This is a genomic window from Pseudoalteromonas sp. Angola-4 (genome assembly GCF_028599265.1).
GTDB lineage: Bacteria > Pseudomonadota > Gammaproteobacteria > Enterobacterales > Alteromonadaceae > Pseudoalteromonas > Pseudoalteromonas atlantica.
Map to the genome: position 1 here is coordinate 48,982 of NZ_JAQREK010000016.1, position 14,121 is coordinate 63,102.

13 protein-coding genes are annotated in these 14,121 nt (G+C 41.5%); 2 read left to right on the forward strand and 11 right to left on the reverse strand.

All coding sequences use genetic code 11. The annotated features are described in order from the left end of the window. Window positions 1–3: 3 nt before the first annotated feature. Window positions 4–432 (reverse strand): ATP-dependent zinc protease family protein, encoded by a 429-nt coding sequence (locus PSH48_RS16315; protein ID WP_004587973.1) that lies wholly within the window; start codon window positions 430–432, stop codon window positions 4–6. A 278-nt stretch (window positions 433–710) separates the two neighbouring features. On the opposite strand from PSH48_RS16315, the gene PSH48_RS16320 reads away from it, so the two are divergent. After that, window positions 711–1,682 (forward strand): zinc transporter ZntB, encoded by a 972-nt coding sequence (locus tag PSH48_RS16320; RefSeq protein ID WP_029772374.1) that lies wholly within the window; start codon window positions 711–713, stop codon window positions 1,680–1,682. Between the two features lie 54 nt (window positions 1,683–1,736). On the opposite strand, the gene PSH48_RS16325 is transcribed toward PSH48_RS16320, so the two are convergent. From PSH48_RS16325 to PSH48_RS16370, 10 genes are all read right to left on the reverse strand, one after another. Beyond that, window positions 1,737–2,912 (reverse strand): polysaccharide lyase family 7 protein, encoded by a 1,176-nt coding sequence (locus PSH48_RS16325; RefSeq protein WP_004587971.1) that lies wholly within the window; start codon window positions 2,910–2,912, stop codon window positions 1,737–1,739. Between the two features lie 682 nt (window positions 2,913–3,594). Continuing rightward, window positions 3,595–3,930: a ribonuclease E inhibitor RraB gene (gene rraB, locus PSH48_RS16330; protein ID WP_004587970.1), complete on the reverse strand. Its 336-nt coding sequence runs from the start codon at window positions 3,928–3,930 to the stop codon at window positions 3,595–3,597. Continuing rightward, window positions 3,930–4,643 carry a 1-acylglycerol-3-phosphate O-acyltransferase gene (locus PSH48_RS16335; protein WP_273611885.1) on the reverse strand — a complete coding sequence of 238 codons (714 nt, stop codon included), beginning with the start codon at window positions 4,641–4,643 and terminating at the stop codon, window positions 3,930–3,932. Before PSH48_RS16335 ends, rraB begins: the two co-directional genes overlap by 1 nt. 169 nt (window positions 4,644–4,812) lie before the next feature. Beyond that, entirely contained in the window at window positions 4,813–7,107 is a 2,295-nt protein-coding gene (parC, locus tag PSH48_RS16340) for a DNA topoisomerase IV subunit A (protein ID WP_121637001.1), read from the reverse strand. 10 nt (window positions 7,108–7,117) lie between these two features. Then, window positions 7,118–8,212, reverse strand: a complete 1,095-nt coding sequence (locus PSH48_RS16345) for a PQQ-dependent sugar dehydrogenase (protein WP_024031553.1) — start codon at window positions 8,210–8,212, stop codon at window positions 7,118–7,120. Window positions 8,213–8,242: 30 nt separating this feature from the next. Continuing rightward, window positions 8,243–10,132: a DNA topoisomerase IV subunit B gene (gene parE, locus PSH48_RS16350; RefSeq protein WP_055254871.1), complete on the reverse strand. Its 1,890-nt coding sequence runs from the start codon at window positions 10,130–10,132 to the stop codon at window positions 8,243–8,245. Between the two features lie 26 nt (window positions 10,133–10,158). Next, window positions 10,159–10,728 (reverse strand): YqiA/YcfP family alpha/beta fold hydrolase, encoded by a 570-nt coding sequence (locus PSH48_RS16355; protein ID WP_004587965.1) that lies wholly within the window; start codon window positions 10,726–10,728, stop codon window positions 10,159–10,161. Beyond that, the gene (locus PSH48_RS16360) at window positions 10,713–11,498 is read right to left on the reverse strand and encodes a metallophosphoesterase (protein WP_273611886.1); all 786 of its coding nucleotides are present in this window, start codon (window positions 11,496–11,498) and stop codon (window positions 10,713–10,715) included. The genes PSH48_RS16355 and PSH48_RS16360 overlap by 16 nt, the downstream gene beginning before the upstream one ends. Further along, the gene (locus tag PSH48_RS16365; protein ID WP_024031550.1) at window positions 11,485–11,943 is read right to left on the reverse strand and encodes a DUF1249 domain-containing protein; all 459 of its coding nucleotides are present in this window, start codon (window positions 11,941–11,943) and stop codon (window positions 11,485–11,487) included. Before PSH48_RS16365 ends, PSH48_RS16360 begins: the two co-directional genes overlap by 14 nt. 26 nt (window positions 11,944–11,969) lie before the next feature. Further along, window positions 11,970–12,596, reverse strand: coding sequence for an NUDIX domain-containing protein (locus PSH48_RS16370; protein WP_004587962.1), 627 nt, complete (start codon window positions 12,594–12,596; stop codon window positions 11,970–11,972). Between the two features lie 150 nt (window positions 12,597–12,746). Between PSH48_RS16370 and tolC the strand changes: the two genes are divergently transcribed. Beyond that, a complete protein-coding gene (tolC, locus tag PSH48_RS16375) occupies window positions 12,747–14,102 on the forward strand; it encodes an outer membrane channel protein TolC (RefSeq protein WP_273607814.1) in 1,356 nt (451 codons plus the stop codon). Window positions 14,103–14,121: the final 19 nt, after the last annotated feature.

Below are 14,121 nucleotides of genomic sequence, written 5' to 3' on the forward strand. Positions count from 1 at the left end.
ACCTTAACTATCTAATAAATGAGATAAAGCCGGATCAACGACTATACGATTTTCCATGGCTGTACGCCCTAATAACATTCTAAACTTCATGGTTGCCCGACTCGTTAAAGTAACTTCTATAGGCCAACTATGGGGCCCTGCAGACAACCTTGTTTCTATAAAGTACCGTAACTCTTTTTGCCCACTTGAGCTGGTTACCGCCTTAATTTTTTTAACCTTTGCAGTGCAAGCAACCTGAGTGTGTTCGTCATCTTGCAATGGTTGGACTATAAATTTTACCCACTTTTCTTCGCCTTCTTTGTACTCTTCAATGTTAATTGCATGAATACATGAAGTGCGGGCGCCAGTATCAACTTTTGCTTTTATCTTTTCGATGCCAAGCTCGGGTAAACTTAACCACTCACGCCAACCAACAGTTAACTTTGCTGTCATAAATGTGCCCTTAATAAAAAAGTGACTTATACGCTACGGCGCAAAAAACACCAGCGAAATAAATTTATCTAGTCGATGAGTAAATTAAATTGATCTTTTATAGGAACTAATCACACAATGCGCGCCTTGCTGTTTAGTGCCTTATTTAGCAATTAAAGCCTGCATATAGGTTTTACCTTAACGCTAACTAATTAAAAGTTAAGGTAAGTTTGTAAAGCACTATGCAGATACACTATAGTTAACTGTATTAAAAATACACTATTATATGAGTTTAAAATATGATTAATGGTTTACTGCATGCACTGGTGCTTGATGAAAAAGGCGGCGCGCACGCCATAGAAAACACCCGCGATTTAAATAACTGGCACCCTAGCCAAGGTAAACTGTGGATACATATGGACTACAGCCAAAGCGAGGCAGTAACGTGGCTTAAAAGCCAGGCTCACCTTACCGACTTTGAGCTTGATTCGCTTATTGCTGATGAAACTCGCCCTCGCTTAACACCTAGCACCAATGGCCATATGCTGTTTTTGCGTGGTGTAAATTTAAACCCAGCGCAAAGCCCTGAGGACATGGTGTCAATTCGTTTATTTATTAGCGAATCTGTGGTTATCACAACGCGCAAACGTCGCTTACTTTCGATTCAAGATATATTAGCAGAGCTTAATGCTGGCCACGGCCCATGCTCAATATCAGAGTTGGTCGGCTCTATTACGCAAAAACTGACATCACGCATGCAAAGTGTCATTGATACGCTTGATGAAACCCTTGATGAATTTGAAGAAGAAATAGACGAGCCAAGTAAAAAGTTTGATAACCAAGGTTTATCTCAACTGCGCCGTCAAACTATTGCCTTAAAGCGTTACTTAAAACCGCAAAAGGAAGCGTTAAGTTTAATGGTAAATAACCATTACCCCTGGCTTTTAGATGAAGATAAAGCAAAGCTAAACGAAACCACTAACTTACTTATTCGTTATTTAGAAGAGCTAGATAGCGCCATAGAGCGTGCGCAAATTATTCAGCAAACCATTACTAACCAGGTGTCTGAGCAATTAAATCAACGCATGTATGTAATGTCGGTTGTGGCTGCGCTTTTTTTACCACTGGGCTTTTTAACGGGCCTTTTAGGGGTAAATGTAGGTGGCATACCTGGTACCGAAAACCCTTATGCATTTAGTGCATTTGTGATTTTTTTAATTGTGCTTACTGGCGGTATTGGCGTGTACTTTAAAAATAAAAAATGGTTATAAGATAAAGTTTTTTTATTATGGCCACTCAATTGAGTGGCCATAATAAGTCACTAATTAATTAGTTTCGCGCGTATAACTCACATTGGTCATCGTCACTTTTGACTCTGTAATGCCTAAATCCTCAAAACAGTTTTTAAACGAGTTAGAGTTTCCGGCCTCACCACATTTGTCTAATGTGTATGGGTCTTGCGATTGCAGGTAGTTACCAAACTTAAAGTATGACTGCGAATCATCCTCTACTGGTATACCGAACGAGTTACCGAATGCCGTAACCTCTACATCGCCGTAGTTATTAACTACCCGCAAGTTAAATGTCTCACCGCTGGTCATTGTACCCAAAGCAAATTTTTCTTCATTACCGCTGGTATTACGTAAACGTACGTACACATCAAAAATTCCGTTGTTCGCTACGCTATCATTAAAGCCCGATTCATCAGTATCCGACACATACACTTTAGATATAGTGCCGGTATCACTAGCATGGTGCTGCGATATAATTGTTTTTCCGCCATCAGACATCTCAACTTTTACCGTAGCTTCGAACACTTCATAGGTTTGAGTCATCGCAACGCGTAAACTTTCTTTAACCTTATACTCATGACGCCAGCCATTACCATTAGGCGTAATATGTTGTGCTTCTAACGGCACAAACACTAAGGTGCTATCGTCAACGAGAGGATTTGGGTTATCACCTTCTAAATCAAAAATGCTACCACTGGTTATGCTGCTAGGAATTGTTGAACCATTTGAGTTATCGCTGCCGCCATCTGAGCCACCATCATTACTGCCGCTGCCCTCAACCAAGGCAAAATTATCAAACCTTACATCGCTGGTGTTGTTGTAATGTTTAGCAAAAACCTGAAGTGAATTGGTGTTTGCTGAGGTAAATGTTTTTGTTACTTTAGTCCACGAAGAAACATTAAAGGTTTGGTTTTTAAATAAACCATTTAAATCGTTTACACCAATTTGCCCTTTACCCAGCACATAAGCACTTAGGGTGTATTCAGTGTTAGGCTGTATATCTACCACTTGATAAACCCGTGCTGGACTGCCCTGAATTTTTAACGATTTTGAGCCACTGTAAGCATCTGAAGAAATAGCGGCTGGGTCGGTTTCGTTCCAGTTACTAAAGCCACTTTCAAAGCCTGCATTATTAATTGTTGCAGCATGAGATAGCGCTGAACTTGTCGCAATTGCGCTGTAAAAAAACAGTTTTTTATGGTTAATCATTATCTTTATTCCTTTAAACCTGAATATAAAAATAACCTAACTACCTAGTTTTGTGTCAGTCACTAAAACTTAGATCACCCTGTGTAAACAGGTTTCTATTTTTGTGTATGAATAGATTTGGCAAGAACACTCGGGTTACAAAAATCAATCTAAAACCCTTGAATTGGCCTTACCAATATTAATGCCATATGGCGAGCTAAAGGCTATATTTTTTGTTACCAATATGTCAACAGAGGGTGTAATAGCAAATAAGTATTAGTTTTATTAAATATTGCATTTACAACTTGTAAATAGTTATAACTATTCAACAGGTTATATATTAGGGACAGGTTAGTAATAAATAAAAATATTTTTTCAATTTAATGAATAAGTAGTACGTCGAAACAAGCTCTATTACCAATAGGAATATGAACAAGCTTAACTTTTAATGAATAAATTAAGGAGAATTAAGTTTTTTATATGAAAGATAATAATTGGTTATAACAAAAATGAAATTGGTAACACGAAAAGTATTAAATTTTTGCCGTTAAATAAGGCAAAATAAAGGGGGGTATTAATGCGCCATTACACTAAAAATGAATTAATATCTGAAAATAGGCTGCGGTTTAAAGAGTCATATTTACTCTGTGCACAAAAAAAGCGAGCATATATAAATGCTCGCCTTTATCAACTAGCTAACGCCTTACTCTTGAAAGTAAGTGCCCCAACCGTCGTATTCAACGTCACACTCAACAGCTAGCGCTGCAAGTTTATCAACGTCTTCCATTATAACTTCAACGTCTAGCTCAGCTTCGACTACAATATCAAAGCTCCAAATTTTGCTGCCATCTTCTAGCTCAAGCTCTGCCGGTTCTTCAACATCGTAGCCTAATTTAAAGGCAGCCAGTGCCGCTTGCTCTAATTTGCTAAAATCTTCGCATACAAAATGATGCTCAACTTCATAAAGTATTTCAGGATCAGAGCCATCTTCAAGTAGTGAACTTACGATGTCTTCACTTATTTCACGCCAGTTTTCCATTATTTATCTCTCGCTTGAGCATCTAATTCAGTTATTTTAGCAGCCATAATACTATGCACTTGGGTGGCCTGTTCACGGGCACTCACTTTTTTATCAAGTGATATAGGCGCTAACATTTCAATGTAAATTGTACCATTATCCCAGCGGTTTAGCTTAATAGTTTTATCAGTTGTGCTCATACATACCGGTACTATGGGTACATCTGCGCTTAAAGCAGTGTGAAATGCGCCGGTTTTAAATGGCAGTAAACCGCGGCCATAGCTTCTTGTACCTTCGGGAAATACCCAAATAGATAGGCCTTTTTGTTTAATTTTTTCAGCGGCTTTTGAAATTGTACCTGCCGCTTTTGAGCGATTGGCTCTATCAATCAATATGTTGCCCGACAACCAGTAAAGTTGTCCAAAAAATGGGATCCACTTTAAGCTTTTTTTGCCTAAGCTAACGCAGTTTTTAGGCACCATAGCCGATACAGTAAATAAATCGTAATTGTTTTGATGGTTTGATAGGTAAACCGCAGGGCCAATATTGAGCGCATCAGGGTGGCGTTTAAGGACAAGTTTAACCCCTAACATTTTAGCCATTGAGCCAAACCAGCCGGCTATCACATGCACATTATTAGGGTGAAACGGTCTCACAATCGACAATAACAACCCAAACACGCAGCTGAAAAATATAAACAGCACCATAATTAAAACACGTATAACAGCTAACAAACTTCTCTCCAAAATGTGTGTGCAATGCGCTATAAGCCACGCATATTTCACTATTATAACGTGATTTTATGACGATCACGAGACAATAGCGAACAGCTGTAAGCTGAAAAATACAGGATAAACAAAAACGGCCTGCAAAAGCAGGCCGTTAGAGGTATATATTACGGGTTTATTCTTCGGCTAATGTGTCATCACTTTGCTCATCTGCCGGCGTAAACTCCACCACTGCTTCATCAACACGCTGTAAGCCTCGCGGTAACTTATTACCTCTACGCCCGCGCTCACCATGATAATGCTCCAAGTCGCTCGGTTTAAGCGTTAGCTTTCGTTTACCAGCATGAAGGGTAACGCTACTGCCTTGTGGTACCACCGCCAGCACTTTGACAAACTCTTCACGTGCTTGCACTTTAGCCCCTGGTATAGAGATAATTTTATTGCCTTTACCTTTACCTAGTTTTGGTAAGTCGCGCAGTGGGAACAACAGCATGCGTCCTTCGTTCGAAATGGCCATGCAGTAATCGGTTGCTACATCGTTTACTCTGATTGGTGAGAGTAAAATTCCGCCCTTAGGCACGCTCACTAAGGCTTTACCGTTTTTATTTTTACTTACTAAATCTTTAAAGTCAGTAATAAAACCATAACCCGCGTCAGAGGCCATAAGTAGCACCTGATTGTCTTCACCCATTACCACATGCTCAAAATTAGCTCCAGTGGTGAGGTTAAAGCGCCCAGTCATTGGCTCGCCCTGGCTACGTGCCGATGGCAAGCTGTGTGCATCGGTTGCAAATGCACGCCCTGCTGAGTCTAAAAATACCGCAGGCTGATTACTCTTACCTTTAGCGGAGGCTTTGTATTCATCGCCAGCACGGTAATTAAGCCCTTCTACGTCAATGTCATGGCCTTTACCAACACGTGCCCAGCCTTTATCAGAAAGCACGACTGTTACCGACTCTGAAGGAATTAAATCTTTTTCACTCAGTGCTTTAGCTTCTACGCGCTCAATAACAGGTGAGCGGCGATCGTCGCCATACATGTCGGCCGCTTCTTGAATTTCTTTTTTAAGAAGCGTTGACATACGACGGTCTGAGCCAAGCGTTAGCTCTAACTTGTCACGTTCTTTGGCCAGTTCATCTTGCTCGCCACGTATTTTAAATTCTTCTAGTTTTGCTAAATGACGAAGTTTTAATTCTAAAATGGCTTCGGCTTGAGTATCGGTTAAATCAAAGCGCTCCATCAACACAGGTTTTGGTTTATCTTCTGTGCGAATAATTTCAATCACTTCATCAATATTTAAAAAGGCAGCAAGTAAACCTTCTAAAATATGCAATCGTGCCAGTACTTTATCTAAACGGTGCTGTAAGCGCCTACGTACTGTTTCGCGTCTAAACGTTAGCCACTCAGATAAAATACTGCGTAGGTCTTTTACTTGCGGGCGGCCGTCAAGGCCTAGCATGTTTAAGTTTACACGGTAGTTTTTTTCAAGGTCGGTGGTGGCAAATAAGTGCGCCATTAACGGCTCAGCTTTAATGCGGTTTGAACGCGGTACAATCACAATACGGGTTGGATTTTCGTGATCAGACTCATCTCGTAAATCAGCGACCATTGGCAGCTTTTTAGCATTCATTTGCGCTGCTATTTGCTCAAGCACTTTAGCCCCTGAACACTGATGCGGTAGCGCAGTAATAACAATATCGCCATGTTCTTCAGTATACACCGCGCGCATTTTAATTGAGCCTCGGCCGGTTTTGTATATTTTATGAATATCGGCTTTTGGGGTAATTATTTCAGCGTCGGTTGGATAATCAGGTGCGTGTACAAGCTCAAGTAACTCATCAAGCTCGGTTTTAGGCTTATCAAGTAATAAACAACAGGCACTGGCTACTTCACGCACATTATGTGGTGGAATATCGGTTGCCATACCTACTGCAATACCCGTTACGCCATTTAACAAAATATGCGGTAAGCGCGCCGGTAACACTAATGGCTCGTCCATAGTGCCGTCAAAGTTTGGCGTCCAATCAACGGTGCCTTGCCCTAGCTCTTTAAGTAATACCTCAGAGAACTTTGATAAGCGTGCTTCGGTATAACGCATTGCTGCAAACGATTTAGGGTCATCTGCTGCCCCCCAGTTACCTTGCCCATCGACTAATGGGTAACGGTAAGAAAACGGCTGTGCCATTAATACCATAGCCTCGTAACAGGCACTGTCGCCATGCGGGTGGTATTTACCTAATACATCACCTACCGTACGAGCCGATTTTTTATATTTAGCAGCGGCCGATAAACCCAGCTCACTCATAGCATAAATAATACGACGTTGAACCGGTTTTAAACCATCACCAACATGCGGTAATGCACGGTCCATAATTACGTACATAGAGTAATTTAAGTAGGCGTCTTCAGTAAAACGCCCCATTGTTTGTTGTTCAATTCCTTGCATTAGCAAGGTATCTGTATCACTCATTAAAGCTTACCTAGTTTTTCTTATAGCTTACGCGGTAGATCACGTTTGCGTAATCGTCGCTTATTAGCAGACTGCCGTCATTTAATTGTGCAAATGCAACTGGGCGTCCAAAGGTTGTTTCGTTATGCATAAAGCCGGTAATAAATGGCGTGTATTTAGTAATACGCCCTTGCTCTACATTGGCTACAGCCACTTTATAACCTGATTTTTTAGTACGATTCCACGAGCCATGTTCAGCAACAAATAGCTGCTCTTTGTAAGAGCCCGGGAACTGTTTACCGGTATAAAAATGAATACCAAGGGGCGCAACGTGAGCACCTAGCGCAAGCGCTGGCGGGCTGTAGTCACTAATGTTTTTACCTTTACCAAACTCAGGATCTGCAATGGCACCGGCGTGAACGTAAGGAAAACCAAAGTGCTCGTTTTCTTTACTTACGCGGTTAATTTCATCAGGTGGAATATCATCACCCATCATGTCGCGGCCATTATCACTAAACCATAATGCTTGCGTGCTTGGATGAAAGTCAAACCCCACTGAGTTGCGTACCCCTTGGGCTATTGTTTTAATTTGTTTGGTTTCTACATCAAGTGCAAAAATACGCCCGTAACGCTCATCTTCGGCGCATATATTACACGGAACACCAACCGGAATAATAAGCTCGCCAGTGGGTGCAAAGCGTAAAAACTTCCACCCGTGGTGACGATCCGATGGCAACGCGTTGTAAACTACGTCAAATTTAGGGTCTTTTAACTGCGTGTCTACGTTTTTAAAGCGAATAATACGGTGTACTTCACCTACGTATAGGTCGCCATCTTTAATTGCTAAACCAGAGGGCATGTTTAGCCCCTCAGCAATCACCATTTTTTTATCTGCTACGCCATCACTGTTATGATCGATTAACGCATACACATTTCCTGCTTTGCGAGAACCTGCGTAAACAATGCCTTTTTTTGATACTGCTATTTGGCGTGCATTTTCAACATCATCAGCAAATAAGCTTACCTCAAACCCAGGTGCTACGGTGAGTTTATCTAGTATGTCTTTTGCCATTGCTGGTGCTGTTGTTAAGCCAAGCAATAATAAACTTCCTAGTATTTTATTCATTTGCCTCTCCAAGTGTTAAACACAAGCCTATTATACCTGTGCTTTATTACCGTGATCTTCTAGCCACTGGCGTCTGTCTGACGAGCGCTTTTTAGCAAGTAGCATATCCATCATTTCTAATGTTTGCTCTTCTTCATCTAGCGTAAGTTGCACTAAGCGGCGAGTATTTGGGTCCATTGTCGTTTCGCGCAGCTGCAGCGGGTTCATTTCGCCCAGCCCTTTAAATCGTTGCACGTTTACTTTACCGCGTTTTTTCTCTGCTTCTATGCGGGCCAAAATACCTGTTTTTTCATCTTCATCGAGGGCGTAATACACCTCTTTACCAATGTCGATTCTAAACAGTGGTGGCATAGCTACGTATACATGTCCTGTTTTAACCAGTTGCGGAAAATGACGCACAAACAAAGCACACAATAAGGTGGCAATGTGTAGTCCATCCGAGTCAGCATCGGCCAATATACAAATTTTATTATAACGCAGGCCGGTTAAATCAGTTGAGTCTGGGTCAATACCCAGCGCCACCGAAATATCATGCACCTCTTGCGAGGCTAATATTTGCCCTGATTCAACTTCCCACGTATTCAAAATTTTACCGCGCAGTGGCATTATTGCCTGAAACTCACGATCGCGTGCCTGCTTAGCCGAGCCACCTGCTGAGTCACCCTCTACCAAAAATAGTTCTGTACGGTCGTTATCGGCGGCACTACAGTCGGTTAGTTTACCGGGTAACGCAGGGCCTGAGGTAACGCGTTTACGCACTACTTTTTTCGCCGCTCGCAATCGGCGCTGTGCATTTGAAATACACAGTTCAGCAAGCAATTCTGCAGTGTCTGTGTGCTCGTTTAACCATAAGCTAAATGAGTCTTTAACCACGCCCGATACAAACGCTGCACATGAGCGAGAAGAAAGCTTTTCTTTAGTTTGGCCGGCAAATTGTGGGTCTTGCATTTTTACCGATAACACGTAGCTACAGCGCTCCCAAATATCATCTGGGGTAAGCTTTACGCCACGCGGTAATAAGTTTCTAAATTCACAAAATTCGCGCATTGCTTCAAGTAAGCCTTGGCGCAAACCATTTACGTGTGTACCACCTTGTGCGGTAGGAATAAGGTTTACATAGCTCTCCGCAATCGACTCACCGCCCTCAGGTTGCCATACAACAGCCCAATCAGCCCCTTCAATCGAGCTTGAAAACTCGCCTACAAATGGGTCTTTTGGCAGTACTTCAAAGCCTTTAACAGCTTCAATTAAGTAATCCTTTAAGCCTGTTTCGTAAAACCATTCTTGCGTTTCTTTAGTTTGCTTATTAACAAACTTAATGCGCAAGCCTGGGCATAAAACCGCTTTAGCTTTTAATAGGTGGTTTAATTTAGTAATTGAAAAGTTAGCTGAGTCAAAGTAACTCGCATCGGGCCAAAATCGAACGGTTGTACCAGTGTTGCGCTTACCAACAGTGCCAATGACATTTAAGTCTTCAACTTTATCGCCGTTTTCAAAGGCCATTCTAAATTGTTGAGCGTCGCGCCTTACCGTTACTTCAACACGGTGCGATAACGCATTTACAACCGAAATACCTACCCCGTGTAAACCGCCCGAAAACTGATAGTTTTTGTTAGAGAATTTACCACCTGCATGCAGCTTGGTAAAAATCAGCTCCACCCCAGGAATACCTTCCTCAGGGTGAATATCTATAGGCATACCACGGCCATCGTCTATAACTTCAAGAGAGTTATCTTCGTGTAAGATCACATCAATTTTAGTGGCATGGCCCGCCATGGCTTCATCGACACTGTTATCGATAACCTCTTGGCCTAAATGGTTTGGACGTACCGTGTCGGTATACATACCAGGGCGGCGTTTTACCGGCTCTAATCCATTGAGAACCTCAATGGCTTCGGCGTTATAATTTTGCTGACTCATAATTTTTATCTTTATATGCGCTTAGGCTAATTTGTTTTAGGTAATTTAAGAAACTCTACAATACTATCTAAGGTGCGTTCAAAACCAACAAAGCTGTGATCGCCACCAAACTCAACTAACTGTTTGCATTGTGAAAAATAATTTACTGCGTGTTGATAATTTAACACTTCATCTCCCGTTTGCTGCAACAAATAGAGCAATTCGGGGGATGTTAATTTAGGCACATACAATGCTTTTAAAGCATCCATGTGGCTGGTATTTAACTCATAATGATAATCTTGATACGGATTATAATTGTGGCCAATAAGCGGCGCTAATAAGTTAAACGGTGCTACTGCTGGGTTTATTAATGCTGCTCGCAGGTTATAACGCTGCGACAAGTAGGTGGCATAAAACCCACCTAGTGAGCTCCCAAGTAACGCGGTATCTGGCGTTAATAAATGCTCAAGCTGTAAAATAGCTTGTAAGGGCTCGTGATTTAAACGCGGTACGCAATAGTCAACGTCATAGTTTGCCATAAGCTCGCCAAAGCGCACAGCTTTATATGATTTTTCAGAACTATTAAAGCCATGAATATAAATTACGCGTTTAACCATACAACATCCGTTTTAACTGTTAAAGCATTGTCCTGTGTAGTTAAATGCAACATTCGATAAGCGGGGCCGTGGTTTTCTTGCTGCCATTGCGGGCAATTTTTTGTAAATTGCACCGAACTGGCGGGCGTTGCATAAATACTCAGCTCTCTAAAAGTTTGCGTATAGTGATTATGCACATGACCGTGCAGCAACGCCGCTACATTAGCATTATTAACTAACACGTTTAATAATTGCGGGCCGTTTTCAAGCATGTGTTTATCAAGGTAGCCATTAATAGCAAGCGGGTTGTGATGACAAAACACCACATGCTGTGATTGCGAACTTGCTAAACAATCCGCGATTTCATTTAAGTGCTCACTAGACACCCACCCTGCAGGTGTAGGGCCTTTTGAATTTATAAGTAGCAGCTCAAATCCTTGTGCGATTATGCGTTTAGCCGACACTATTTGCCCACCACTGATGCGATTAAGCATGGCAATCTCATCATGATTGCCTGGTACCCAAAATACTGGGCAGGTCAAATCAGCGTTATTAATAAGCTCGGCAAATAATAAATAAGACTCAAAACTATGATCTTGTGTTAAATCACCACCAAATATAACCGCATCTAATGACTGCGAGGCCATGTGCGCTAATGCTTGTGCAAAATGTGCGGCGGTGTTTACGTTAAAGTACTCAGCGTTAGGGTCGGCAAATAAATGGCTATCGGTTATATGCGCAACACGCAGCGATAAGCGGTTAAAGTGATAATGCTCATCAAACCAAGCCATTGTTTATATCCCAGTTTAGTACTGCTCGGCCATGCTCTACACAGGCTACTAACCAGTCATATAAAAATGCATTAAGTTGATACTTTTCATCTTTTTGGTGCATTTTAGGATTTGGATAACCATAAGATGGCTTTATCCGTTGATGGTAATCGTGGTGAATAATTTCAGCCACTTTTGCATCTTGATAAAGCCTGACTGTTAAATACAAAGGAGAAACGCCTTTAACCATCCCTGTTAGCTGTTTGATAGAAATATCCAGTGTGTACTTAGCACTATCGTCAATGATAATGGCAAATTCACTATGACCTAATTTAACTTTACGCACACTATTAGCGCTGCGCTCTTTAGGTAATAGCTTTGAAAGACGTACGTAATTATGCTCGCAAAGCGTCATGTACTTTGGGAGGCTCTGAATATATCGTTGGGTTGCTAAAAGTGCTGTCAAAGTACCGCCGTATTAAAAAGTTAAAATTATGTCCACTTACTGCTTATTTTTTCACGATTTAACGCCAACCACTGTAAACAGATTACTGTTGCCGCGTTATCTATTTCACCGTTATTGAGGCGCGAAAGCGCATCATCAAGGCTTAATATATGGGTTTTAATGTCTTCACCTTCGCTTTCAAGGCCATATACACCACTTTGCACTTGGCTTAAATCTGCCCGCGCTAGGTATAAATGTAAGCGCTCAGTGGTACCGCCCGGACTTGAAAGGTAAGAGAGCATAAATTCAAGATCAGTAAGCTCAAGCCCAGCCTCTTCATAGGCTTCTTTTTTTACCACCCCTTCGTAATCGGTACTGCCATCGGTCATACCGGCAATACATTCTAGCAGCCAGGGCGAGTGTTTGCTGTTAATAGCGCCAATACGTATTTGCTCTATTAAAAGTACACTTTGCGTAGTTACATCATAAGGTAGAACAGCAATGGCATCGCCCCGCTCTAGTATTTCGCGCTTTATAAGTTGCGATGTACCACCATTAAACAGGCTATGCTCAAACTCATACATATCCACCTTAAAAAAGCCATTATACAGACTTTTAACTGCTTTTAAGCTCACATCTTTATGTGTAAATTGAACCAAGCTTTTATCTGCCATATTATACATCCCGCTTATTTAAACGATTAAAGTTTGTTAATATATTCTGTTACATTTGAACATACAGTTTTACTAATTTCTTTTTTAGTTATTTAGCAAAACACGTTACCATGCTTTTAGTACAAAATTTGTCTAAGGACTGAACCTAACATGAAAAAGAACATCCTTGCAGCGCTCGTTAGTTTGTCGTGCGCATTAGGCACAACCACAGCAAGTGCTGAAGATTTAATGCAAGTTTTTGAAATTGCTACTGCTAACGATCCCACTGTTTTAAAAGCAAAAGCCCAAGCAGATGCGCAATCTTACGAGAGCGATTTAGCAATGAGTGCATTATTGCCGCAAATTGGCGTAAGCATGGGCTATGAAAAAAGCGATTCTACCTCTTTTCAGAGCGTTGGTGATTTAGCTGACCAAGTTAAAATAAACAGCGATACCGACCAATTCACGCGTGGTGTTAGTTTAAGCCAAACCTTATTCGACTTAGGCGCATGGAATACACTTGATATTGCCGAAAAACAAGCGCTGCAAGCCAATGCGCAATACGATAACGCAAAACAAAACTTAATTGTGCGCGTTGCTGAAGGCTATTTTAACGTATTAAGCGCCATTGATAACCTTGAATTTGTGCAAGCCGAAAAGCGTGCTATTGAACGCCAGTTAGAGCAAACAAAACAGCGCTACGCAGTTGGCCTTACAGCGATTACAGATGTTCACGAAGCGCAAGCACAATACGATAACTCGGTAGCACAAGAAATTATTGCCAGTAATGCCGTTGAAACCGCACGCGAGCAACTGCGTGAAATAACCGGTAAGTACCACGCAAAACTTGATTTTTTAAACACCGAAACATTTTCAACAGTAAAACCGGTTAAAAAATCAACTGACTTTGTAAAAGTAGCTGAGAACAATAATATCAGCTTACAAGTGGCTAAAGTCACGGTTGATATTGCTAAAGATCAGATCACGCTTGCTAAAGCTGGCCACTACCCAAAGCTAACACTTGATGCCAGCTACGGTGATTCTTTAACTGACCAAAATATAAATGGTTTAAGCTTTAACGACCAACCACGCGCCGACTCAACCTCGGTTGGCGTTAATTTAAGTGTTCCTCTGTACACAGGCGGCGCAACCGTAGCTGCAACTAAACAAGCCCGTGCGTTTTATGTTTCAGCCAGCCAAGATTACGAAACAAATTACCGCGCCGTAACGCGTACCGTTATTACCTCATACAACCAGGTTGTATCAGACATCGCGACTTACAAAGCTCTAGAGCAAGCTGTGGTATCAGCGCAAAGTGCGCTTAAAGCAACAGAAGCTGGCTTTGAAGTAGGCACGCGTACTATTGTTGATGTGCTTGTAAGCACGCAAAACTTGTATGATGCTAAGCGTAACCTAGCTGATGTACGCTATCGTTATGTGTTATCTACGCTTCGCTTAAAGCAAGCTGCAGGTACACTAACAAGTGCCGATTTACTGGGTATTAACCAAGGCTTAAAAAAAGCCTAATAAGTTAAAAAGTAACGTT

What these genes read in the sequence shown, in the direction of transcription:
- PSH48_RS16315 (WP_004587973.1), bottom strand. Translation starts at nt 432, where the DNA reads ATGACAGCAAAGTTAACTGTTGGTTGGCGTGAGTGGTTAAGTTTACCC.
- PSH48_RS16320 (WP_029772374.1), top strand. Translation starts at nt 711, where the DNA reads ATGATTAATGGTTTACTGCATGCACTGGTGCTTGATGAAAAAGGCGGC.
- PSH48_RS16325 (WP_004587971.1), bottom strand. Translation starts at nt 2,912, where the DNA reads ATGATTAACCATAAAAAACTGTTTTTTTACAGCGCAATTGCGACAAGT.
- rraB (WP_004587970.1), bottom strand. Translation starts at nt 3,930, where the DNA reads ATGGAAAACTGGCGTGAAATAAGTGAAGACATCGTAAGTTCACTACTT.
- parC (WP_121637001.1), bottom strand. Translation starts at nt 7,107, where the DNA reads ATGAGTGATACAGATACCTTGCTAATGCAAGGAATTGAACAACAAACA.
- PSH48_RS16345 (WP_024031553.1), bottom strand. Translation starts at nt 8,212, where the DNA reads ATGAATAAAATACTAGGAAGTTTATTATTGCTTGGCTTAACAACAGCA.
- parE (WP_055254871.1), bottom strand. Translation starts at nt 10,132, where the DNA reads ATGAGTCAGCAAAATTATAACGCCGAAGCCATTGAGGTTCTCAATGGA.
- PSH48_RS16355 (WP_004587965.1), bottom strand. Translation starts at nt 10,728, where the DNA reads ATGGTTAAACGCGTAATTTATATTCATGGCTTTAATAGTTCTGAAAAA.
- PSH48_RS16360 (WP_273611886.1), bottom strand. Translation starts at nt 11,498, where the DNA reads ATGGCTTGGTTTGATGAGCATTATCACTTTAACCGCTTATCGCTGCGT.
- PSH48_RS16370 (WP_004587962.1), bottom strand. Translation starts at nt 12,596, where the DNA reads ATGGCAGATAAAAGCTTGGTTCAATTTACACATAAAGATGTGAGCTTA.
- tolC (WP_273607814.1), top strand. Translation starts at nt 12,747, where the DNA reads ATGAAAAAGAACATCCTTGCAGCGCTCGTTAGTTTGTCGTGCGCATTA.